We start from the raw sequence: 21,637 nt of genomic DNA on the forward strand, positions 1-21,637 counted from the left end.
TACATTAAACTAAAGTATTTGGCCGTGTTTGACCGATATACAACAGACCGTCTTGCTCTTTTACTTGATATTCATCCAGCGGACCAAGAGGCGGTGTTCCTTTTACGTTTTGGCCATTCTTCTCATAGCGCCCACCATGGCAAGGACAGTAGAATTCATGTGGGTGTTCTTCAGAACCGGCCCAGTTTACTGTACAACCTAAATGCTTACATACAGGAGATAGTGCAACGATCTGATCACCATCTCTATACACCCAAGCAGAATTTGTTACGTCAGAAGTATACCATGCATCCACTTGTTCAAAAGTGAAGTCAACACGTGTTGGTTCTTCTGTGATATCCGCAACTTTAAGGTCAGTAGGAATGTAATCCCCACCCTCATGTTTCTGCAAAACAGGGTCAACTGCAAAACGAAGCATCGGCATCAACATGCCCGCAGCCATGAAACCGCCTACACCTGTTAACGTATAGTTAAGGAATTGACGTCTTGATACTCGATTGTTACTCATCCTTTTCCCCCCTCTAACTAAAAGGTCAGTCCATCGGACATAATTTTACAAATTGTAATACTAGGACATCTTTTATAATAGCTTAACCATAAGTGATGGTCAACAAAGGTCCTCATACATTAAAACGCAGAAAAGCGCACAGTTCATTAAACTGTCATAATTCATTCCATCTTTTTGACAAAAGCGGGATGAGTTGACGCAATTGGTCTTGAAGTACGGACTGCTTCACCTGCTTGTCCATATGTTCTAATGGAATTGATGGGATATGTACAGCCTCTGGTAATTCACCTGACTCAGACCAAGAACGGTCGGTTGTAAGAAAAATATAATGCTTAAAACCCGTTTTATCAAGCTCAGACTTCCACTCCGCTGAAAGTCTACCCTTATCGGATTCCGGAGTATAGGAAAATGGTGGAAATTGAACAATTCTACCTTTGAACTGTTTTTCAATGAACGGTGTCAAGTTCATAAGAAATTCAGCTGCGGAAGCACTTTGCTTCATTCCTTCCGGTGTGCCTTCTATCAATATTAGAGGAATCAGTGCACTATCGATGTATTCCTTCTGTTCAATAATCGTATCAATACTTTTCGCTTCCCAATTCACTTATGCATCCCTCCTTACTAATTCATAATGGATAGAGTTCGTCTAACCATCTAATCATATAACAGAAAAAACCACCGGACCAATAAAAAGGGCCGGTGGTTTATATTTCATTCGACTCTTTCATACTTTGCAGAACTGCTGACAATTCGAAAAATCTTTCCTTATCATTCTGGTCCAAAGCTTCATCAATTTGTTTAAGCAACTGCTCTTCCCTAAAAACCAACATGCTTTCCTTTAGCAACTCCTCAGCAAGTTGCCGATCCTTTTCATTAATCTGAAGGTATTTCGGCAAGTAAGGGTTATCTTCCAACACTGCTAAATATTCTGCACTTGGTGGGCTGATCGGGAAATTCAATTGGATATACATCTTTTCTTCCGGATGGAGGCGCAAATCATGAAAAGACTTCTCTGCATCGGCTGTCATCAAGTTCCCCTTATAAAAGCGGAAAGGAATTCCGTTTGAATCAGTTGTAGACATAACCATTGCTCTTGGACAATAATGTGCTTCTTCCACAAAATGCACATGATTCAACAGGTGGTCATGACTCAACAAATAATTTAAAATCCAAACACATTCACGCCGTTTTAGCTGGTAGCGTTTCAAAAACCAACGGACAAATTCCTTTTTTTCAACAACTGAAACAGACGCGGTCACAGTACTCCTCCTTTCATTCAAGTGAATCCATCAGCTCGATCCATCTCATATCCGGCGCTAAATTCTGAAGCTGCTTAAGTATTTCGATAGCCTCTTCCCTTTTTCCTTCTTCCAAAAGGAAATATACGTATTTCTCCAGGAAAGATGGATCTTCCTTATGTTCAGTATATGCCAAGGTGTAAATTTCGTATGCACGTTCAAATTGTTCGTTTCGTGAATAAGATTCAGCAACAAAAGGTAAAAGTGCCGGCCAGTCACTACCTTCATGTTTTAACTGTTCAAATAGCTCAATAACTTCTTCATCCCGTTCGTATTGATGTAGAAGAGACATTAGAGTATAAAGGGCCTCCATATATTCCGGATCAAGCGCAATTGCTTGTCGCAGATGGTCCTCTGCAGATTGGGTATCTCCCAATTTCAACGTTAGTTTTCCGGCGACTAAATAATACTCTTTTTCAAATGAATCACGTTGAATTCCATCCGTAATGACAGTATATGCTTTTTCGTTCTGTTCAAGCATCGCATGCGCTTGAGAAAGGAGAAGATATGCAGAAAAATAATCGGGATCCATCGACAACAATTCTTCCAAAGTTGAAATAGCGGTTTTATAGCGGCCAACTTGGAAAGCTGCAATTCCAAGACCGAAAAGGAGTTCCGGCGAGTGGTTGGAAGAGATGGCTTCCTCGTAATAAGGAATCGCTTCTTCGTATGCAGCTCCGGCACTGTAAACTTCAGCAAGTCGTTCAGAAAGGTTTACCCCGGTTAATTCAGCATTCCCCTTCTTCAATTCTTCGTACAACCGGGCGGCCTCTAAATAACGACCACTGTTTAGAAGCAATTCTGCTTTTGCAAAGATTAATAGGGGTTCATCGGGCAATAAACTCATCGCTTCATCGATTCTTTGCTCGGCTGCTTCATGTAAACCAATCATCTGATAATAATCAGCCAATGCCAATAAGGCAATCGGATAATCCTCGTCCGTCTTCGGCACTTCTGAAAGAATCAAAAGAGCTTCGTCTTCACGCCCAATTTCCATTAGTACTTGGGCTTTATCGATTCGGAGCTGGTTCTCCTCCGGGAACAGGAAAATTAAATGCTCATAAACACGGGCCGCTTCTTCCGCAAACCCATAATTCATAAGACCTTCTGCAAGTTCATACAGCAAATCGGGTTCAACTTCCAATAGGACGTTGTCAAGCAATCTCCCAACTTCAGCTTGATCCCCTTTTTCCATTGCCTCTGTTATATTATGGAGCAGTTCCATCCGTTTTCACCTCGTTTAAGTTCAATCATTATGCTACAGGACAAGTTTCAGGACGACAAGAAAAAACTCCTCACTGAGGAGGAGTCTATTTGCTAATTGTTTCGAGATGTTCAAAGAATTCGGGATATGAAATTGAAATGCAATCACTGTTATTCAGTACGACCGACCCCTCAGTAATTAAACTGGCAATTGAAGCCATCATCCCGATCCGATGGTCTCCGTACGAATCCACTTCTGCACCTGATAATTGGGTCGGTCCTTCAATGATCATACCATCCTCGGTCGCTTCGATATTAGCACCCATCTTTTTCAACGTTTCGACAACAGCAGTAATTCGATCTGTTTCTTTTACCTTCAATTCCTCTGCATCCCTGATGATCGTTTTTCCCTTCGCTTGCGTTGCCAGCAACGCAATGACCGGAATTTCATCTATTAACCTTGGAATAAGGCTTCCTTCGATGACTATACCTGTTAACTGAGAACTTCGAACATGTATAGTGCCTGATGGTTCCGCAGCTTCGCGATCTTCCATCTCGATTTCAAAGTCTGCCCCCATTTTTTCCATAACTTCTATGATGCCGTCCCTTGTAGGATTCAAACCGACATTTTCCAACGTTACACGACTGCCTTTTGCAATTGCTGCAGCGACTAAAAAGAATGCTGCAGATGAGATATCGCCTGGGACATCTACATGAGTTGCCTTCAACTCCTGTCCACCTTCTAAAGTGATCTTACGATTTGTGGATGTAATGTCCAGACCGAATTGTCGCATCATTCGTTCTGTATGATCACGGGTTGGAACAGATTCCAAGATCGTTGTCTTCCCTTCTGCACGAAGAGCTGCCAACAGTATAGCTGATTTTACTTGAGCGCTCGCAACAGGCATGTCATACTCAATTGCTTTTAATGCCGCTCCCTCAATTGCGAGTGGTGTGAATTTACCGTCTTCCCTGCCGCTGATTTTCGCACCCATTTTACGTAAAGGTGCTGTCACGCGCTGCATTGGACGTTTAGCGATCGAATCATCCCCTGTCATGACAGAAAAAACATTGGAACCTGCTAATATGCCCGCCATTAATCTGGTTGTCGTACCGGAATTTCCTGTATATAGAATTTCAGAAGGCTCATTCCAATCTGCTACTCCTGGACTCTCAATCGCAACGTCGTTTCCATCCAGTTCTATATGAACACCAAGTTTCCGAAAGCAATCTATCGTACTTAAGCAATCTTCACCTAAAAGAAATCCAGATACAGTAGTTCTCCCCTTTGCCAAAGAACCAAACATCACTGAACGATGGGAAATAGATTTATCCCCCGGAATTTTAATGTCCCCAGACAAGGAAGGCTTTTGATATGTTAATGTGATCGACTGGCTCATAATAACCCCTCCATTAAGAAATATACGTGTCAAATGTGGTGTAGGTTTTAATACATGCTTCTCCACGTTCCCGGTCCTTTGGAGTTTGGAAGCTGATGACCAAAACTCCGAACACATCTGTACGTGTTTCAATGATTCGCAAGTTCGTAATGCTGATTTCGTCTTTCGCAAGGTATCCTGTGATTTCCGAAATGACCCCAGGATAATCAGGAATATCGACGTACAAGTCATATTCGGTATAAACAGCACCGGATGTATTGACAGGTAAATCATCTCTGAATTTCTTTGCTGCTGAAAAGAATTCCTCAATTCTTTCCGGATCAGGATGCATTAAAAGATTTTTGACAGTTTCCATTTCCTCTTGCCAGTCCTCCAGCATTCCAATCAGTTTATCCCTATTCTGTAAAGTGATATCTCTCCACATCACGGGGTTGGAAGAAGCAATCCTCGTAATGTCACGAAATCCGCCCGCTGCCAAATGCTTTGTCATCGGAGAGACTTTATTCTTTTCTTTTAGTTGACGGACTAGGGAAGCGGCGATTAAATGTGGGAAATGGCTGACAACAGCAGTCATTTGATCATGCTCTTCTGCAGTTAACTTAACAAGCTTACCTTTAGTAGGAGCAAGTAATGATTCAAGTTTTGATAAACACGCAGGTTTAGTAGCAGGATGCGGTGTCAACACGTAAAAGGCATTTTCAAACAAGTGAGCCTTTGCCGCCGCTACTCCACTTTTGTGTGAACCTGCCATCGGATGACCGCCTATGAACTGATACCCCTCATTAATGAGTTGCTCGGCTTGTTTCATGATTAGTTTCTTCGTACTTCCAGTATCAGTTATAACGGTTGTATTGGAAACATTCCATTTCGGCAAATCCTTCATCAGCTCAATTGTGATATTTACAGGTGTAGCAAAAACGATATAATCTGAACAGTTAGCCGCTTCTTTCGGATGATTGACAATTTCATGGATAACCCCTAATTTCTTCGCCATCATTAAGGACTGTTCATCTTGGTCATATCCGTAAATTTTGATATCAGGATTCCTTTGTAAAGCTAAAGAAAGGGACCCGCCGATTAAGCCGAGTCCGATTATTAATACATTTGTATTCATGAAAGCACGCCCAATTCCTTTAGAACTTCATCCAGTTTTTCAAAGAATTCATCATTTTGTTCTTTTGTACCTACCGTGACACGGATATAGTTCGGGGCATCCAGTCCAGTTCCGCTCCTCACGATGAAACCTCGTTTCATCAATTGCAGAAATACTGTATCAGCGTCTGCTTTAACTTCCATCAACATAAAGTTTGCTTGCGAATCGAACAAATGAAGATTTCTCTTTTCACAATAAGACCTAAATTGTTCACGACCAGCTGCATTTTTCGTTCTGCACATTTCTATAAATTCATCATCAGCTAATGCAGCCTCCGCAACCCCTAAGCTGATGGAACTAACATTAAAAGGACTACGAACTGGATCCAGCATCGAAATAACGCTCTCCTGCCCTATTGCATACCCGACGCGGAAAGAAGCAAGACCATAAATTTTAGAAAATGTACGTAAAAGGAGTAAATTTTCAAAGCGATCAAGTAAACTGATCGGCTCATTGAAATCGGGCTCCGTTATGTAGTGGACATAAGCTTCATCAAGAACAACTAATACATCTGTGGGCACACGCTCCATAAACTTAATAAGGTCTTCAGTTTTAAGAAGTGTTCCCGTAGGGTTATTAGGACTGCATAGCCAAACTACAGTTGTTTGCCCGTCAATGGCGAGAAGCATTTTCTCAAGATCCTGAGCCCCTTCTTTAACAGGGATTTCGCGGAACTCAGCTCCTTCCACTTTAGCGTTATGCCGATATTGTACAAATGATGGCTTAGACATGATCGCATTTACTCCTGGTCGCAAAAGTGACCGTGAGATGATTGAAATGATCTCATCCGCTCCATCTCCAAAAAGCAATTGACCTGGACGGACATTTAATTTTTTTGATAATGCTTCGCGAAGTTTTCCTGCATACCCATCCGGATAAATATTGGCTTTCAGATCCACACGATTCAAATATTCTTCAACCGCAGTTGAAGAACCGTATGGATTTTCATTGGATGCCAATTTAACAATCTTTGTTAAACCGAAAGTTCTCTTCACTTCTTCTTCTGACTTTCCCGGCTGGTATGCAGCCATCCCCTTCAATTGTTCTTTCCATTTCATGGCAATGCCCTCCACTACAAATTAGGATTTTGCTACGAGATCTGGTCTAAGTTTTATAGCCTCATTTAAATAGATATGTTCTATTTGTTTCTGTGTTTTTGTTGAATTCACATGCATCATTACCCGGATGCAAAGCGGCAAGGATCCGGGTACATCCATTTCGTGTGTACTCATAACCGGTACGTATTTCCAACCTTCAATGCTTCTGACTGCCTTTGCAGGAAAAGCGGATTTGATATCCGTGGTCGCTGACAAGATGACAGAGGCGATATCCTCTGCCTGGATTCCATTCACTTCGGTCATCTTTTTTACTAATTTAGCGGTTTCATGTATGATCAAATCTTCACGGTCTTCAACAATCGTCGTTGCTCCCCGCACTCCTCTTACAGTCATTTTGTCTCCCCCACTCTATCTCTGAACTCTCGGTCAAGACGCTCCAATTCATCAGCATCAATCACTTGAAGAAACGGTTTACCGACTTGATCCAACAAAGCAAATTGAACTGCTCCAAAGGAAGCTTTCTTATCTTTTTCCATGTACTTAAGCAGTTCCACAAATGGCAAACGGTTAATTGTGGGAAACGGATAACCGAGATGCTTGGCGTAATCTATAAACTGATCTGTGAAACCTTTTTGAACATTGCCGAATCGTTCACTCGCAATGAGTTCGTAGACCATCCCAAGCATTACTGCTTCACCATGAGTAATTGACCCGTAGCCACCTGCTGCTTCAATTGCATGGCCATACGTATGTCCGAAATTCAAATATTTTCGAACGGATTGTTCTCTTTCATCTTCTTCTACAATTGCAGCCTTTACGGCGATTCCATATGCCAAATGACGTTTTAGCTCAACCATGGTCATGTCATCAAAAGAAGAAATCCCCATTAACTCATCAAGCCAGTCAGGGTTCGAAATGAGCGCGTGCTTAATCACTTCTGCCATTCCGGAACGAACTTCTTGTTCGCTTAAAGTAGTTAATACACGGACATCATAAATGACAGCTGCAGGCTGATAGAATGTGCCAATCATGTTTTTTCCGTCTTCATGATTTATCGCTGTTTTACCTCCAACCGCACTGTCATGAGCTAAAATCGTCGTTGGACATTGAATGAACGGTATTCCTCTCATGAAGGTGGAAGCGACAAAGCCGGCCAAGTCGCCGCATGCACCTCCTCCAAAAGCAACAATAACTGATTTACGCGTACAGTTTTGTTCAAGGAGGAATGTTTGACAATCATAAAAATTTTCTATCGTTTTGGCTTTCTCCCCTGCAGGAATACGCTTTACGGATAATTGACGAGCAATCGGCTTCAATTCTTGAAGAAGTAAGTCGAGGTGGATAGACGCCACTGTTTCATCAGTTAGAACGACAACCTGGTCGAAGGAGCGAATGAATTCATGATATTTTGTTCCAAAAAGGTGATATGCTCCTTCACCGATATGAACATCATACGAGGAACCATGTGTGTTAACTGTTATAGATTCCATAGTATCAGTACCCCTTTACATATCTGCGATATGCCTCGATTTCCTCCTTGAGCTGCGGCATCTGATCACTATGGAATTGCTCAGCAATGGCAGTTGCAATTTCCCAAGCAATCACATGCTCTGCTACAACTGATGCTGCTGGCACGGCACAGCTATCCGATCGCTCAATACTTGCTTTAAATGGTTCCTTTGTTTCAATATCCACGCTTTGGAGTGGTTTATATAATGTCGGAATGGGCTTCATGACACCGCGAACCACAATTGGCATTCCCGTTGTCATACCACCTTCTAAACCTCCAAGTCGGTTTGTACGCCGTGAATATCCATTTTCTTCGTCATACATGATTTCATCATGAACTTCACTGCCAAACTTTCTGGCCATTTCAAAGCCAAGACCGAATTCCACCCCTTTGAAGGCATTGATGCTTAGCATTGCACGAGCTAATTTACCGTCAAGCTTCCTGTCATAATGAACATAGCTGCCGATACCAGGAGGGCAGCCTTCGATAATCACCTCGACAACTCCACCGATGGAATCCCCTTTTTCCTTCGCTTCGTCAATAGCTGCTACCATTTGTTTCGAAGCTTCAGGATCGAGGCAATAAACCGGATCTTCCTCAACAATTTCACGAATGGATCCTACACTCTTGCCGGCATACTTTTCAGAATCTGCTTTAACTCCACCAATTTCCACTACATGTGCGACGACATTAATTCCTAACTCTTTAAGGAATTGCTTCGCTACAGCACCTACTGCAACACGTACGGTCGTTTCACGAGCAGAAGAACGTTCCAGAACATTCCGTAAGTCCCTGTGTCCATATTTCATCCCGCCGACCAAATCTGCATGACCCGGACGTGGTCTCGAAATTTGACGCTTAATATCTTCAGGATTGATATCTTCCGAAAGCGGTTCAATTCCCATCACTTTCGTCCAGTGCTTCCAGTCATCGTTATTTACAACAAGAGCTACCGGCGAACCGAGTGTCTTACCATGTCTAACTCCAGATGTGATGTCAACCGTGTCTTTTTCTATTTGCATCCTTCTACCCCGACCATGGCCGCCTTGACGCCGCTTTAATTCGTGGTTCACCACTTCAGTCGTCAAGTTCATTTGAGAAGGCAGTCCTTCAATTATTGCTGTAAGTTGGGGTCCGTGAGACTCCCCTGCTGTTAAGTATCTCATGACACTTTCCCCCTTCAACTCGCTAAAGTATTATGTATCACTATATCATATGTATGTTCCGTTTTGTGAGGTCAAATTTGAAAAAAAGCGAAAAATTCAATACTTATAATAAGAGACTGTCCCAGTAGAAAGCAGAACAGTCTTGGTTCTTAGATTTTACGATAAAAAAAGGTATCTTCTGATTCAAACTCATAAGTAGACGGAGTGAAAATTTGTTCTGTACTTCCTACGAACAAAATCCCCCCTTCCCTTAATGCCTTGCTGAAACCTTTGTAGATCAAATTTTTCGCTTCTTCAGTAAAATAGATCATGACATTCCGACAGACAATCAAATCAAAATTATTCCCATACGGATCATCGAGTAAGTTATGTTTTTGAAATGTGACAGTCCGTTTAATTTCATCCTTCACTTTAAACGAACCACCATCTTGGATAAAATAACGTTTTAACATTTCTTCAGGTACTTCAGCTATCGAACGTTCCGGATAGATTCCCAGTTTTGCACGGGATAACGCATTTTCGTCCAAATCTGTCGCTACAATAGAAACAGAGGAAAGAGGGACATGTTTCGATAGAACCATTGCTAAAGAATACGGTTCCTCACCTGTAGAACATGCCGCACTCCATATTTTCAGCTTGCGGTTCTGGCTTAGCAGCTTAGGGAAAATTTTCTGATCCAGTACTTCCCATCTTTTTCCGTTTCTATAAAACTCAGAAACATTGATGGTCATACGATCCAGGAACTCGTTTAACAATTCTTGGCTGTTCTCCAGACCTTTTGAAAACTCATCAAAATTTTGAAACCCTCGTTTCTCATAGAGTGAAACAAGTCTTCTTCGCATTTGCGCTTCTTTATATAAATTTAAGTCAATTCCAGTTTTCTTTTTTATTTGTTGTTTAAAACGTATGTAATCAGGCATGTTTCCTCGATCCCTTCTCTATTACTATTCATTATATCGGATAGTTATAAAGAAAAAAACAGCCGTTACGGCTGTTTTTTTAGGTTTAGATAATCCAGTTATTCATAGCTTTTTCATAGGAAACCAATTCCTCTTCTTTGAAGAATAGGCCAATTTCACGTGCAGAGCTTTCTGGAGAATCAGAACCGTGGATAATATTTTTGCCTACTGTAACTGCGTAGTCGCCACGGATTGTTCCTGGAGCCGACTCTTTCGGGTTTGTAGCTCCCATCATCAGACGAGCAGTTGAGATGACATTTTCACCCTCCCAAACCATTGCAAAAACTGGTCCAGAAGTGATGAAGTCGACCAATTCACCGAAGAATGGGCGTTCTTTATGTTCACCGTAATGCTGTTCAGCCAATTCAGTAGGGATTTGCATTAATTTTGCACCTACAAGTTTAAAACCTTTGTTTTCAAAACGGGATACGATTTCACCAATGACATTACGTTGTACGCCGTCTGGTTTTACCATTAAAAATGTACGTTCCATGTGACACTCTCCTCTTAGTAGGTTCTCTTACGGGCTTGTACCGCCGATACAAATAGTACCATTATTCCGAGCTAAAGTTCAATGATTGCGGTGTTAAAATTTACGTTTACCGATAAAAAGTGCTATTTGCTTCAAATGATTCTTAGCAGGAATCTCAGGAAGATTCTCTACTTCAAGCAAAGCTTTTTGTAAATAGAGGTCACTAATCTTCTTCGCCTTCTTCAAAGAATCAGAGCTTCTTATGTATTGAAGAAGGGTTTTCATCTCATTGTCCGAAATACTGCCGTTCAATGCTTTAATGATCAATGGTCCCGCAACTTGGTCATCTTTTAGATAAAGGATTGGAAGAGTAATATTACCGTTCGTCAAATCGCTTCCAGCTGGTTTCCCAAGTTCCTTTTCGGTTGCAGTGAAATCGAGTATATCGTCAACAATTTGGAAGGACATTCCGACAAAATATCCGAAACGTTTCAGCCTCCAAACGACTTTTTGTTCTGCTCCTGCAGCGATTGCCCCCATCTCACAGCTGGACGCAATCAGCAAAGCGGTTTTTCTTTTAATTCTTCTAAAATAATCTCGTATTCCTTGGTCAAGATTGAACTGGTCTTCAATTTGGATGAACTCGCCTTTTACAATTTCAATCATCGTATCAGCCAACGCCTGATGTAGACCTTCGTCCTCGATTGAAGAAATATATTGCAGCGAACGCGCGAGTATAAAATCTCCGGTGTACATGGCCACTTTGTTGTTCCATTGCGCTTTGACTGTCGGCATACCACGTCTCATGTCCGAATCGTCAATCACGTCATCATGGACTAGTGAAGCCATATGAATTAATTCCAAAGCGACCGCGGCTTTCGCGACCAAACTCAAATCGAAATTCCCGAATTTAGCGGATAGGAGGACAAACACCGGCCGAATCCTTTTTCCACCTGCATGCAATAGGTGCATGGATGCTTCGCGAAGAATCGGCGAATCTGACTCCAGTGACTTCTCCAATTCTTTTTCAATCAATTCGATGTCCGGACGGAAATCGGAATAGAGGTTTTTCAACTTCAATTTATCCACGATTTGATCCTTCCCATCACATTTTCTTGAATCCGAAGTGGGCGGCGGCGGCTCCCCCGCTATATGGTTTATATGTTACATCAACAAATCCGGTTTCTTTGAACATTTCCGCCAATTCCTTCATTCCCGGGAAAGTGCCGGCAGATTCCTGAAGCCAAGAGTACTGATCATAGCTTTTAGCAAATAATTTTCCAAAAACAGGCATAATGTATTTGAAATAGAATCGGAAAAGTTGACGATATACAGGCAATTCCGGCTGTGATGTCTCAAGACAAACAATCAGTCCGCCTGGTTTCAAAACTCGGTGCATCTCACTTAGCACCTTTCGATAATCGGGTACATTTCTTAGACCGAAACCAATGGTTACATAGTCAAAAGAATTCTGATCAAAAGGAAGTTCCATAGCATTACCATGTACTAAGTTCACTTGGGAATACTCGGTCGTTTTTTGTTCTGCCACTTTCAACATGTTTTGGCTGAAATCAAGACCCGTGATACTTCCTTCTGGTCCGACAGCTTCTGCAAGCTGAACGGTCCAATCCCCGGTACCGCAGCAGACATCCAAAGCTTGGCTGCCTTTTTCTACCGCCATCTTTTTCATGACATCCTTCCGCCACCCCTTATGGAGTTGAAAGCTGATAACAGAGTTCATTGTATCGTACTGTTCGGATATCGATTCAAATACTTCATGTACACGCTGTTCTTTCGATTTTGCCAAGACTTTCATCCTTCTCTCTTACATCACGCACATTCAAGTCAGCATAGGTGCCATCCTCTTGAGCAATAATGATTTTAGTTCTTTCGACAGGAATGCTGATTGTTCAACTTGTCGGTCTAAAGCTGCCGAAATTTCATTGATCCGATCATTTAATAATTGAAAAAGTCGATGACGCACAAAATTTACTTCTTCACTTTGAAGGAGGGCTTCAAGGAATTTGGTCTTTCGAGATTCCATGAAATTCAGTAGTTCTTCCTTCAAGCGTGCGAGCATTAACGCCATTTGAACGATCGGAATATATTGTTCATAACCAAAATGCTTGTAAAACGTTTCAATGGAGCTGCTCTCTTCAATTTCCACTGCCTGTAAGCAGTCCTTTAAGTATCGGATGGCGTTTTCATAGAAATACGCCTTACTCTCGCTTATTTTGGCAATTGTCGTTGAAAGTGATCGGATCAAACCGATATCCGGGATATTAGATAATATTTTATAGTGAACTCCACTATAATAATCACCAGCAAGAACAGTCAATTGTTCATTTGTCGTTCTGACATTAAATTCCTCAATGCTCTCATGAGCGTAAAGGGCGGAATATACAATTCCCACTGATACGGCAGCATCATGATGGGATTTTGTCCAATCCTCGCCATTGAGAAATGGTAACAGAAGATAGAACAACTTCTCATCACCAATGTCAGGAACATTCGTTTCTTGTAGGGTCCGATGGCTGATTTGAGACATAATAGCATTTTTTAAGTCCTGTATATGATCATTAATGAATAGTTCATTCATGTTATTATACTCCATTCTAAAAAGCCCATATTACTGTGCCATTATATCATAGACAGCCTGCCACTACACGGTTAAACTCATTTTTTCGACTCGCTCATAATGATTCCGTTAGCAGTATGGACTTCTGCTTTCCCACGGATTTTCATTGCTGATGTATGTTCTGTAAATTGGGCAAGCATAATTTCACCATGATCCAACTTCTCGGAATGATGAAACTTGGTGTCGTTTCCTCGCGTCAGGCCAATCACTTGCACACCGTCTTCCATTGCTTTAATGACCACATATTCTGTCTGGGACATAATCTTTCCTCCTTAACTATAATTTCGAACTACCTTCAAATTTTCAAGGAAAATATTTCACATCCGAATCATGTTAAGTATTTCTGTACGGAGCTGTTCATCTTGTTCAAAATTGCCTCTCGATACTGCTGTAATTGTTTTGGAACCCGGTTTCTTAATGCCCCTCATGGTCATGCACATGTGCTCTGCTTCTAACAACACATACACCCCATGTGGTTTTAACATCTCCATCATTGTATCCGCAATGGTAGAAGTAATTCTCTCCTGTAATTGTGGACGTTTAGCTGTCGTTTCTACTGCACGGGCAAGTTTGCTTAAACCTGCTACTACTCCGTCTCTCGGAATATAAGCAACATGTGCTTTTCCGAAAAACGGCACTAAATGATGTTCGCACATCGAGTAGAACGGAATATCTTTTACTAAAACAATTTCCTCATGATTTTCATGGAATACCGTTTCAAAATAGATTTTCGGATCTTGATGAAGGCCCTCAAATACTTCTTCGTACATTTTGGCCACTCTTTTCGGCGTTTCTAAAAGACCTTCACGATATGGGTCTTCCCCAATCGCTTCTAAAATCATCAATACTGCTTCTTGTATCTTTTTTGTGTCGATTGTTGCCATTTCATTTCCTCCCGAAGCGCATCAATGCGCCAATAAAAGCCGATTCACATAATTATGATGGTAGCATATAAAAAAGCCATAGTAAAACAGGCATTAGATGAATTCAAAAAATTGTCGTGAAATAAAAAGGACAGCCCGTTGTTTACACAACGGCTGTCCTATGTATCGCTCTGCTGAAATTATTTTACAGCATCTTTAAGCGCCTTCCCTGGTTTGAAAGCAGGAACCTTGCTTGCAGCGATTTCGATTTCTTCACCAGATTGAGGGTTACGTCCTTTACGAGCAGCACGTTCACGAACCTCGAAGTTACCAAAACCGATTAGTTGAATTTTCTCACCCTTTGCAAGAGCGTCTTGAATTGTATCAAATACAGCATCGACTGCTTTGGAAGCATCTTTCTTAGAAAGATCTGCAGCTTCTGCAACAGAGTTCACTAATTCTGTTTTATTCACACCATTCACCTCCTCTCAAAGGGGATGATTCACAATCATGTAAAAAGAGTATCACAACAAAAAACGCTTAGCAATAGTATTTCCACGGGTTTTGGTAAGATTATGCATGCGAAATGAAATTTCTAAATATTATTTCAACTCAACTAGCAAATCGTTTGTGATTTCCTCTAAAGTCAAATAGAATATAGGGTTCTGCTTTTGTTTTATAGTATTACTTTGAATGATATAGTAACAAGTTTTTTAACAAAATAATATTTTTAAGTAGTCAGTAATCAAAATAAACTTTGAGAACACTTCAGCAGGAAACTCAGGAAACTCAGGAAACTCAGGGACAACAGTTATTGAACAGAGGCTATGTAGTTGAACAAAGGCTAAATTAAGGAACAAAGGCTAAATAGTGGAACAAAGGCTAAGGGCGCCGCGTCCTGCTGCTCCACCGCTTCGCTCGTCGCAAAATTGCTGGGAAGCAGATTCAGGCAGCTATTTGGCAACGCCTTTGTGACCAACTTCCTGTTGGCCCGCGTCCTGCTGCTCCACCGCTTCGCTCGTCGCAAAATTACTGGGAAGCAGATTCAGGCAGCTATTTGGCAACGCCTTTGTGACCAACATCCTTTCCAAAGGAACAAAGGCTAAAGGCGCCACGTCCTGTGGCAACGCCTTTGTGACCAACATCCTGTTGGCCTCAAAAAAAGAGACGTTTCGCGTATCCGCGATCGGTCTCGTAGTGTCCATTTTTCGATTATAGTATGAAAGTAATCATGCCTTTATTTCCGTCGTTGACCATCTGCTCGACTGTTTCACGTAATCGGTTACGTGCCGTGCGTGGAACGGAAGCCGTTTTAAAACGGATACTTTCTTTCATGACCTCATGCAGAGGAGAGCCAAAAAGTTGTGTTCCCCATAGTGCTTCACGGTTATGCAAATACGCATGTTTTAAATCTTTCAATAATTGATGGCTATGGAACTCTGAACCGATCAGCGGCGAGAACTCCGCTTCCATATCAATTCTGAGGATATGAAGTGACGGTGCCTTTGCTTTCATCCGTACGCCGTAGAAATTATTCTGCTTGATCAATTCCGGGGCTGAAGGTTGGAAGTCGTCGATTGTCGGTAATGTGACGCCATATCCATCGCGCTTTGCCGTTTCAATAGCTTCCTCATACAAACCATAAGCTTTTTTTGCTTTGGTAGCTTCTTTGATGAACAAGAGCCATTCTTTTTTCGTTACAATCGGTTCTTCCAGCCATTCTTCACAAATTCCTTGGAATACCTCTGGCTTCAAATCGATCTTTATAACCGCTTTGCCTTGGCCGGCATCCACTTCAGTTACTTCGGAATCCTCAATATACTCCTCATTACGGAGTTTATCAGATAGTGCTTTCACATCCCGGATTTTCGATACTGATTCAATACCTTCTGTCAAAGCATTTTTCAATGCCACTTTTAAATAATGGTCTTCGTCAAGAACATCCATCCAGTCAGGCTTTAATAACTCAATCTCTGAAATTGGGAATTCAAATAGAGCCTCCTTCAGGATGAGTTGGATTTCATGGCCATTCAATTGATCAGCTGAAGCTGCAATAACAGGCACTTCATATTTTTGCATTAAGTCATTACGAAGTCTCATCGTATTTTCAGAGACTGGCATTTTACTATTTAATACGATGACAAAAGGTTTACCGATTTCTTTTAGCTTTTCGATGATTTCCGCCTCAGCCTTTTCAGCCGCAATACGTGGAATACCGTTTACAGTTCCGTCTGTTGTCACGACAATCCCGATTGTGGAATGATCACGGATCACTTTATCCGTTCCGATACGTGCCGCTTCCTGGAATGGAATCGGCTGATTATGCCAAGGTGTGTGAACGAACTTCGGACCTGATTCATCCTCGTGACCTTTCACTCCATCAATAACATATCCGACACAATCAGCAAGTCTAATCTGGAATTTAATCTGATCTTCTCCAATTGATACGGTCGTCCCCTGTGCAGGTACGAATTTAGGCTCAGCCGTCATTATTACCGGTCCAGGTGAACTTTGGGGCAACTCATCCTGCGCTCGCAGCCGATCTGCTTCGTCCTCCATGTTAGGAATGACTACTTCTTCCATTACCCGTTTGACAAAAGTGGATTTGCCGACTCGTACCGGTCCTACAACTCCGATATAAATATCGCCGTTTGTTCTTTTTGCAAGCTCCTGATATAATTCGCTGCTCACTCATAACCCTCCTTTTCTACGCACTCCATTCTATGCACAAAAAAAACGTTTCATGCCAGAGGCACAAAACGTTATAGAATGTTTTTCGGTTACATGTTTCGTAACCGATAGTTTATAAATCTATTTCCTTGGGCTTGCTCGTCATTTCTTTTCAGTCAAAAATATTGGCTCATTTTTTTCATTTACTGTATATGGCAGAGAATATGCAGGTACTACCGGGTACTTTTCGGTGAGGAGATACCTAATATCCTCACCTGTTTTTACATTCGGCTTGTCCTCTGTAAGGATCCGATTCAATTCTATGGAATAGTCGACATAGATTGTACCGTCCCCTGTTATCACGAGGGGCAGTTCGACATTGGAGTATGGACTTGGTACCGTCTGTTCCTTCTTGTAACCCATCATTTCATAATTCAGCTTATACACATTGTCTACGATCACATCTGAAATAGGTGCGAATCCATTTACTCCTTTTCGGATGTTTAGTTCTCGGATTTTTTCCGCTGTTCTTAGATCGACAAGCTTAACCGTAGGATTTTCCTCTACATCCATTAGCACATACTGATAGATCCCTCCGTTTTCAAACGCATTGGAAGGGATTTTTTCTGTATATGCAGGTACAATTTTAGAGAACTCAATGGGATACTTGATGAATTGATCTGTTTCCATATCTCTTGTCTTAATAGGTAAAAGCCCGCCTGTCGCCTCCTGGTAGCGATTTACTGCAGACTGTACTGTATTCAACTGGTCCTCATATGGAATCTGATTTTCCGCCTTTTGTTCATTGGGGTACATACAACCGGATAAAATCGTCAACATGACAGATAAAGAAATGAAAAATTTCAACTTATTGGCCATCTGTCATCACCTTCCTGTCGGTCCGCTAAACACGATATATACCATGGAAAAGAAAGCAAAGATTAATAATAGGTAAGCAGGTACAGCAAAAAGGAATTTCAATAATCTATTGTTTATTTTATAGCGGCTCGCATAGATCAGGAACATGGAAAACACCATTGCTCCCATGGCATAAAAAGAAAGCCACATTTTGTCCATTGATGACACAGCATTGTCCACCTTTCTTTCATTCGGACAGAAAAATCAAAAGAATAATTCTTCCATTTCTTGTTTTTTCATACGAAGCATCAACTTGTCCACTGCATCTTTGGGATGTTGACCCTCGAAAAGCACTTTATATAGTGCTTGGGTAATCGGCATTGGCACATCATATTCGAGTGATAGCTGTTGGGCAGCCTTTGTAGTCCGGACACCTTCAACCACCATTCCAACCATTTCCAATGCTTCTTCAAGAGAATGTCCCTTCCCTAAGAGACTACCTGCCTTCCAGTTTCTCGAGTGGACACTGGTGCAGGTTGCAATCAAATCTCCAAGGCCAGTTAAGCCGGAAAATGTTAAAGGTTGTGCACCCATTTTTACGCCGAGTCTAGAAATTTCTGCAAGGCCGCGAGTAATCAATGCGGCCTTTGCATTATCGCCATATCCAAGACCATCTACAATACCGGCTGCCAACCCAATCACATTCTTTAAGGCACCGCCAATTTCAACACCGATTACATCACTATTCGTATACACCCGTAAATACTGATTCATAAAAAGATCCTGAACAAACTCGGCCATTTCCAAATTTTCGCAAGCTGCCGTAACGGTAGTTGGATGCTTCAATACAACCTCCTCGGCATGACTCGGTCCGGAAAGAACGACTAAATCACGGATTCGTTCTTCAGAGATCTCTTCACGGATGATTTCGGAAATCCTTTTAAGCGAATCAGGCTCTATTCCCTTTGAAATGTGAATGAGGAGAACCCGTTTCTTCAACAAACTATTCAATTCTTTACAGACTTCACGAATCGCCTTAGTCGGAACTCCGATCACTATAACAGAAGAGTGCTCCGTTGCCTCGACTAGTGAATGTGTAGCCTGCAAATTCGAGGGAAGTTCGGTACCGGGCAAATATTGCCTGTTTGTATGGTGTGTATTAATTTCATCGCTTTGTTCTTTCCTTCTTGTCCATAGCAGACTGTCATGGCCATTTTCAGCCAAAACAGCCGCTAAGGCTGTCCCCCAACTACCTGCACCAAGTACAGTTATTTTCTCCATAATCCGTTCATCCTTTCAACCTTAAGTACGAGCCCGCGTAATGATCCGAATCGGTGTCCCTTCAAAATCGAAAGCTTCCCTAATCCGGTTTTCCAGGAATCGTTCGTAGGAGAAATGCATCAATTCCGGATCATTGACAAACACAACAAAAGTCGGCGGTTTTACGGAAACTTGAGTAGTGTAGTAAAGGCGTAGCCTTCTGCCCTTATCTGTCGGTGCAGGATTCATAGCTACCGCATCCTCAATAACTTCGTTCAAGACGCTCGACTGAACTCTCATCGAGTGATTTTCACTAACCCGGTTAATAACAGGTAAAAGAGCATGTACACGTTGCTTCGTTTTAGCTGATACAAAAACAATAGGTGCGTATTCGAGGAAACGAAAATGCTCACGTATTTCCTTCGTTACTTTATTCATTGTCTTTTCGTCTTTCTCTACAATATCCCATTTGTTATAGACAATAATTACTGCCTTTCCTGCTTCATGGGCATAGCCGGCAATTTTCTTATCTTGTTCTTGAATTCCTTCTTCCCCATTTAGGACGACCAAGACTACATCAGAACGCTCAATTGCACGTAAAGCTCGCAGGACACTGTATTTTTCGGTCGTTTCATATACTTTTCCTTTTTTCCTCATTCCGGCAGTGTCGATAATGACATATTCTTGTTCTTCATACGTATAAGAGGTGTCAATGGCGTCTCGCGTAGTACCGGCAACGTCACTAACAATTACGCGATCTTCTCCAAGGAATGCATTTACGAGTGAAGATTTGCCAACATTCGGACGTCCGATTAAAGAGAACTTGATGACATCATCAGGATACTCTTGTCCTTCATCTTTCGGAAAATTCTTGGCTACCTCATCTAATAGGTCCCCAAGCCCCAATCCGTGTGAACCGGATATCGGGAATGGATCGCCGAAACCAAGTGCGTAAAAGTCATAGATCATTTCACGCATATCTGGGTTATCGATTTTATTGACAGCTAACACGACAGGCTTTTTTGTTCGATATAGAATTTTAGCTACAATTTCATCTGCTGACGTTACGCCTTCCCTTCCATTTGTTAGGAAGATGATGACATCCGCCTCATCCATTGCGATTTCAGCTTGCTGTCGGATCTGCTCCAAGAACGGTTCTTCTCCTATGTCAATTCCGCCAGTGTCGATAATATTGAAATCATGGGTTAACCATTCGGCGGAACTGTAAATACGGTCCCGAGTTACTCCTGGTATATCTTCTACGATTGACACACGTTCCCCAACGATCCGGTTGAAGATGGTCGACTTGCCGACGTTCGGCCTGCCAACGATTGCTACTACTGGTTTTGTCATTCTATTCATACATCCTTCCGGCTTCTACTGTAGCATATTATACAACAAAAAGGATGATGGTGCGTCCCATCATCCCTCGAATCACCGTTACTATTTTACTGCTTGTGACAGTTTTTATTTATCAGAAAATCCTTTTAATTTATCTCCGATTACATCACTTAAAGAGAAGCCTTTGGATTCTTCTGGAAGTTCATAGTCTTCGATAGCGGATTCGTTTTCTTTCTCAAGTAGATCCTTGATGGAAAGAGAAAGTCTTTTTTCTTCTTTGTTCACATCTAAAACTTTCACATCAACAGTTTGACCTTCTTGAAGCACTTCGTGTGGAGTTCCGATATGTTTATGAGCGATTTGAGATATGTGAACAAGTCCTTCAACACCAGGGAACACTTCTACAAAAGCACCATAAGAGACAAGGCGTTTCACTTCGCCAGTCAATACAGAACCCTTAGGAGCCTTTTCTTCGATACCTTCCCATGGTCCTGGAAGAGTGTCTTTGATGGAAAGGGAAATTCTTTCGTTATCCCGGTCAACAGAAAGGACCTTCACTTTAACCGCTTGGCCTTCTTTCACTACATCTTCCACTTTTTCAACATGCTCATGTGAAATTTGTGAAATATGAACAAGCCCGTCCACACCGCCAAGGTCGACAAATGCTCCAAAGGATGCTATTCGTTGAACAGTCCCATCGATTACATCGCCTGGATTAATACTGTCCAATACCTCATCTTTACGAGATTCTTTTTGTGCCTCAAGAACAGCTCGATGCGACAGGATCAAACGATTTTTTTCTTTGTCCATTTCAACAATCTTAAATGTCATAGTTCGGCCTTTATAGTCATCGAAGGTTTCAACAAAATGATCTTCGACTAGTGAAGCAGGTACAAAGCCTCGTACTCCTAAGTCGACTACAAGTCCACCTTTTACTACGTCTTTCACTTCGGCCTCAATTACTTCACCGGATTCAAATTTCTCAGTCAATGAATCCCATGCCTGTTCAGCATCTACTTTCCGTTTAGAAAGAACAAAATTTTCGTCTTCCACTTTTGTAATGACCAGATCAAGCTCATCGCCGACTGCCACAACATCCGATGCCTTTTCGACATGTAAGCTGGACAATTCACTGATAGGGACTATTCCATCAAATGGAGCGCCATCGATTGTGACGACTACCGCTTTATCCTCGATTTTCTCAACTCGGCCCTGAACTCGGGTACCTTCATTAAATTCTTGGTTTTCCATCATGTTCATTTCCTCAGACATATGTAATC

At 41.8% G+C, this 21,637-nt stretch carries 24 protein-coding genes; all 24 read right to left on the reverse strand.

What is annotated here, in order from left to right; all coding sequences use genetic code 11:
* Positions 1-4: 4 nt before the first annotated feature.
* Positions 5-508: a QcrA and Rieske domain-containing protein gene (locus tag ACFOZY_RS11040; protein ID WP_378155371.1), complete on the reverse strand. Its 504-nt coding sequence runs from the start codon at positions 506-508 to the stop codon at positions 5-7.
* Between the two features lie 154 nt (positions 509-662).
* Entirely contained in the window at positions 663-1,112 is a 450-nt protein-coding gene (locus tag ACFOZY_RS11045) for a DUF2487 family protein (protein WP_378155373.1), read from the reverse strand.
* 100 nt (positions 1,113-1,212) lie between these two features.
* Positions 1,213-1,767: a ReoY family proteolytic degradation factor gene (locus ACFOZY_RS11050; RefSeq protein WP_378155375.1), complete on the reverse strand. Its 555-nt coding sequence runs from the start codon at positions 1,765-1,767 to the stop codon at positions 1,213-1,215.
* 13 nt (positions 1,768-1,780) lie between these two features.
* Complete coding sequence (locus ACFOZY_RS11055) at positions 1,781-3,031, reverse strand: tetratricopeptide repeat protein (protein ID WP_378155377.1); 1,251 nt, start codon at positions 3,029-3,031, stop codon at positions 1,781-1,783.
* 85 nt (positions 3,032-3,116) lie between these two features.
* Entirely contained in the window at positions 3,117-4,409 is a 1,293-nt protein-coding gene (aroA, locus tag ACFOZY_RS11060; RefSeq protein ID WP_378155379.1) for a 3-phosphoshikimate 1-carboxyvinyltransferase, read from the reverse strand.
* Positions 4,410-4,422: 13 nt separating this feature from the next.
* A complete protein-coding gene (locus tag ACFOZY_RS11065) occupies positions 4,423-5,523 on the reverse strand; it encodes a prephenate dehydrogenase (RefSeq protein WP_378155381.1) in 1,101 nt (366 codons plus the stop codon).
* Complete coding sequence (hisC, locus tag ACFOZY_RS11070; RefSeq protein WP_378155383.1) at positions 5,520-6,620, reverse strand: histidinol-phosphate transaminase; 1,101 nt, start codon at positions 6,618-6,620, stop codon at positions 5,520-5,522. The genes ACFOZY_RS11065 and hisC overlap by 4 nt, the downstream gene beginning before the upstream one ends.
* 21 nt (positions 6,621-6,641) lie before the next feature.
* Positions 6,642-7,013, reverse strand: a complete 372-nt coding sequence (aroH, locus tag ACFOZY_RS11075) for a chorismate mutase (RefSeq protein WP_378155385.1) — start codon at positions 7,011-7,013, stop codon at positions 6,642-6,644.
* Positions 7,010-8,110 carry a 3-dehydroquinate synthase gene (gene aroB, locus ACFOZY_RS11080; protein ID WP_378155387.1) on the reverse strand — a complete coding sequence of 367 codons (1,101 nt, stop codon included), beginning with the start codon at positions 8,108-8,110 and terminating at the stop codon, positions 7,010-7,012. Before aroB ends, aroH begins: the two co-directional genes overlap by 4 nt.
* 4 nt (positions 8,111-8,114) lie before the next feature.
* The gene (gene aroC, locus ACFOZY_RS11085; RefSeq protein WP_378155389.1) at positions 8,115-9,296 is read right to left on the reverse strand and encodes a chorismate synthase; all 1,182 of its coding nucleotides are present in this window, start codon (positions 9,294-9,296) and stop codon (positions 8,115-8,117) included.
* 149 nt (positions 9,297-9,445) lie between these two features.
* Positions 9,446-10,216 carry a CheR family methyltransferase gene (locus tag ACFOZY_RS11090; protein WP_378155392.1) on the reverse strand — a complete coding sequence of 257 codons (771 nt, stop codon included), beginning with the start codon at positions 10,214-10,216 and terminating at the stop codon, positions 9,446-9,448.
* An 85-nt stretch (positions 10,217-10,301) separates the two neighbouring features.
* A complete protein-coding gene (ndk, locus tag ACFOZY_RS11095; RefSeq protein ID WP_378155394.1) occupies positions 10,302-10,748 on the reverse strand; it encodes a nucleoside-diphosphate kinase in 447 nt (148 codons plus the stop codon).
* A 93-nt stretch (positions 10,749-10,841) separates the two neighbouring features.
* Positions 10,842-11,816 carry a heptaprenyl diphosphate synthase component II gene (gene hepT, locus ACFOZY_RS11100; RefSeq protein ID WP_378155396.1) on the reverse strand — a complete coding sequence of 325 codons (975 nt, stop codon included), beginning with the start codon at positions 11,814-11,816 and terminating at the stop codon, positions 10,842-10,844.
* Between the two features lie 16 nt (positions 11,817-11,832).
* Positions 11,833-12,543 (reverse strand): demethylmenaquinone methyltransferase, encoded by a 711-nt coding sequence (locus ACFOZY_RS11105; RefSeq protein ID WP_378155398.1) that lies wholly within the window; start codon positions 12,541-12,543, stop codon positions 11,833-11,835.
* A gap of 24 nt (positions 12,544-12,567) precedes the next feature.
* A complete protein-coding gene (locus ACFOZY_RS11110) occupies positions 12,568-13,326 on the reverse strand; it encodes a heptaprenyl diphosphate synthase component 1 (RefSeq protein ID WP_378155400.1) in 759 nt (252 codons plus the stop codon).
* Positions 13,327-13,403: 77 nt separating this feature from the next.
* Entirely contained in the window at positions 13,404-13,625 is a 222-nt protein-coding gene (gene mtrB / locus ACFOZY_RS11115; RefSeq protein WP_378155402.1) for a trp RNA-binding attenuation protein MtrB, read from the reverse strand.
* A 57-nt stretch (positions 13,626-13,682) separates the two neighbouring features.
* The gene (gene folE / locus ACFOZY_RS11120) at positions 13,683-14,249 is read right to left on the reverse strand and encodes a GTP cyclohydrolase I FolE (RefSeq protein WP_378155404.1); all 567 of its coding nucleotides are present in this window, start codon (positions 14,247-14,249) and stop codon (positions 13,683-13,685) included.
* 179 nt (positions 14,250-14,428) lie between these two features.
* Positions 14,429-14,701 carry an HU family DNA-binding protein gene (locus ACFOZY_RS11125; protein ID WP_378155407.1) on the reverse strand — a complete coding sequence of 91 codons (273 nt, stop codon included), beginning with the start codon at positions 14,699-14,701 and terminating at the stop codon, positions 14,429-14,431.
* Positions 14,702-15,440: 739 nt separating this feature from the next.
* Entirely contained in the window at positions 15,441-16,919 is a 1,479-nt protein-coding gene (gene spoIVA / locus ACFOZY_RS11130) for a stage IV sporulation protein A (RefSeq protein WP_378155409.1), read from the reverse strand.
* A 141-nt stretch (positions 16,920-17,060) separates the two neighbouring features.
* Positions 17,061-17,777 carry a hypothetical protein gene (locus ACFOZY_RS11135; RefSeq protein ID WP_378155411.1) on the reverse strand — a complete coding sequence of 239 codons (717 nt, stop codon included), beginning with the start codon at positions 17,775-17,777 and terminating at the stop codon, positions 17,061-17,063.
* 6 nt (positions 17,778-17,783) lie between these two features.
* Positions 17,784-17,975, reverse strand: a complete 192-nt coding sequence (locus tag ACFOZY_RS11140) for a DUF2768 domain-containing protein (protein ID WP_378155413.1) — start codon at positions 17,973-17,975, stop codon at positions 17,784-17,786.
* A 45-nt stretch (positions 17,976-18,020) separates the two neighbouring features.
* Positions 18,021-19,040: an NAD(P)H-dependent glycerol-3-phosphate dehydrogenase gene (locus tag ACFOZY_RS11145; protein ID WP_378156130.1), complete on the reverse strand. Its 1,020-nt coding sequence runs from the start codon at positions 19,038-19,040 to the stop codon at positions 18,021-18,023.
* Positions 19,041-19,058: 18 nt separating this feature from the next.
* Positions 19,059-20,369: a ribosome biogenesis GTPase Der gene (der, locus tag ACFOZY_RS11150; RefSeq protein WP_378155415.1), complete on the reverse strand. Its 1,311-nt coding sequence runs from the start codon at positions 20,367-20,369 to the stop codon at positions 19,059-19,061.
* A gap of 114 nt (positions 20,370-20,483) precedes the next feature.
* The gene (gene rpsA / locus ACFOZY_RS11155) at positions 20,484-21,629 is read right to left on the reverse strand and encodes a 30S ribosomal protein S1 (protein ID WP_378155417.1); all 1,146 of its coding nucleotides are present in this window, start codon (positions 21,627-21,629) and stop codon (positions 20,484-20,486) included.
* Between the last annotated feature and the right edge of the window lie 8 nt (positions 21,630-21,637).

This window comes from Chungangia koreensis (genome assembly GCF_042651785.1).
Lineage (GTDB): Bacteria > Bacillota > Bacilli > Bacillales_A > Planococcaceae > Chungangia > Chungangia koreensis.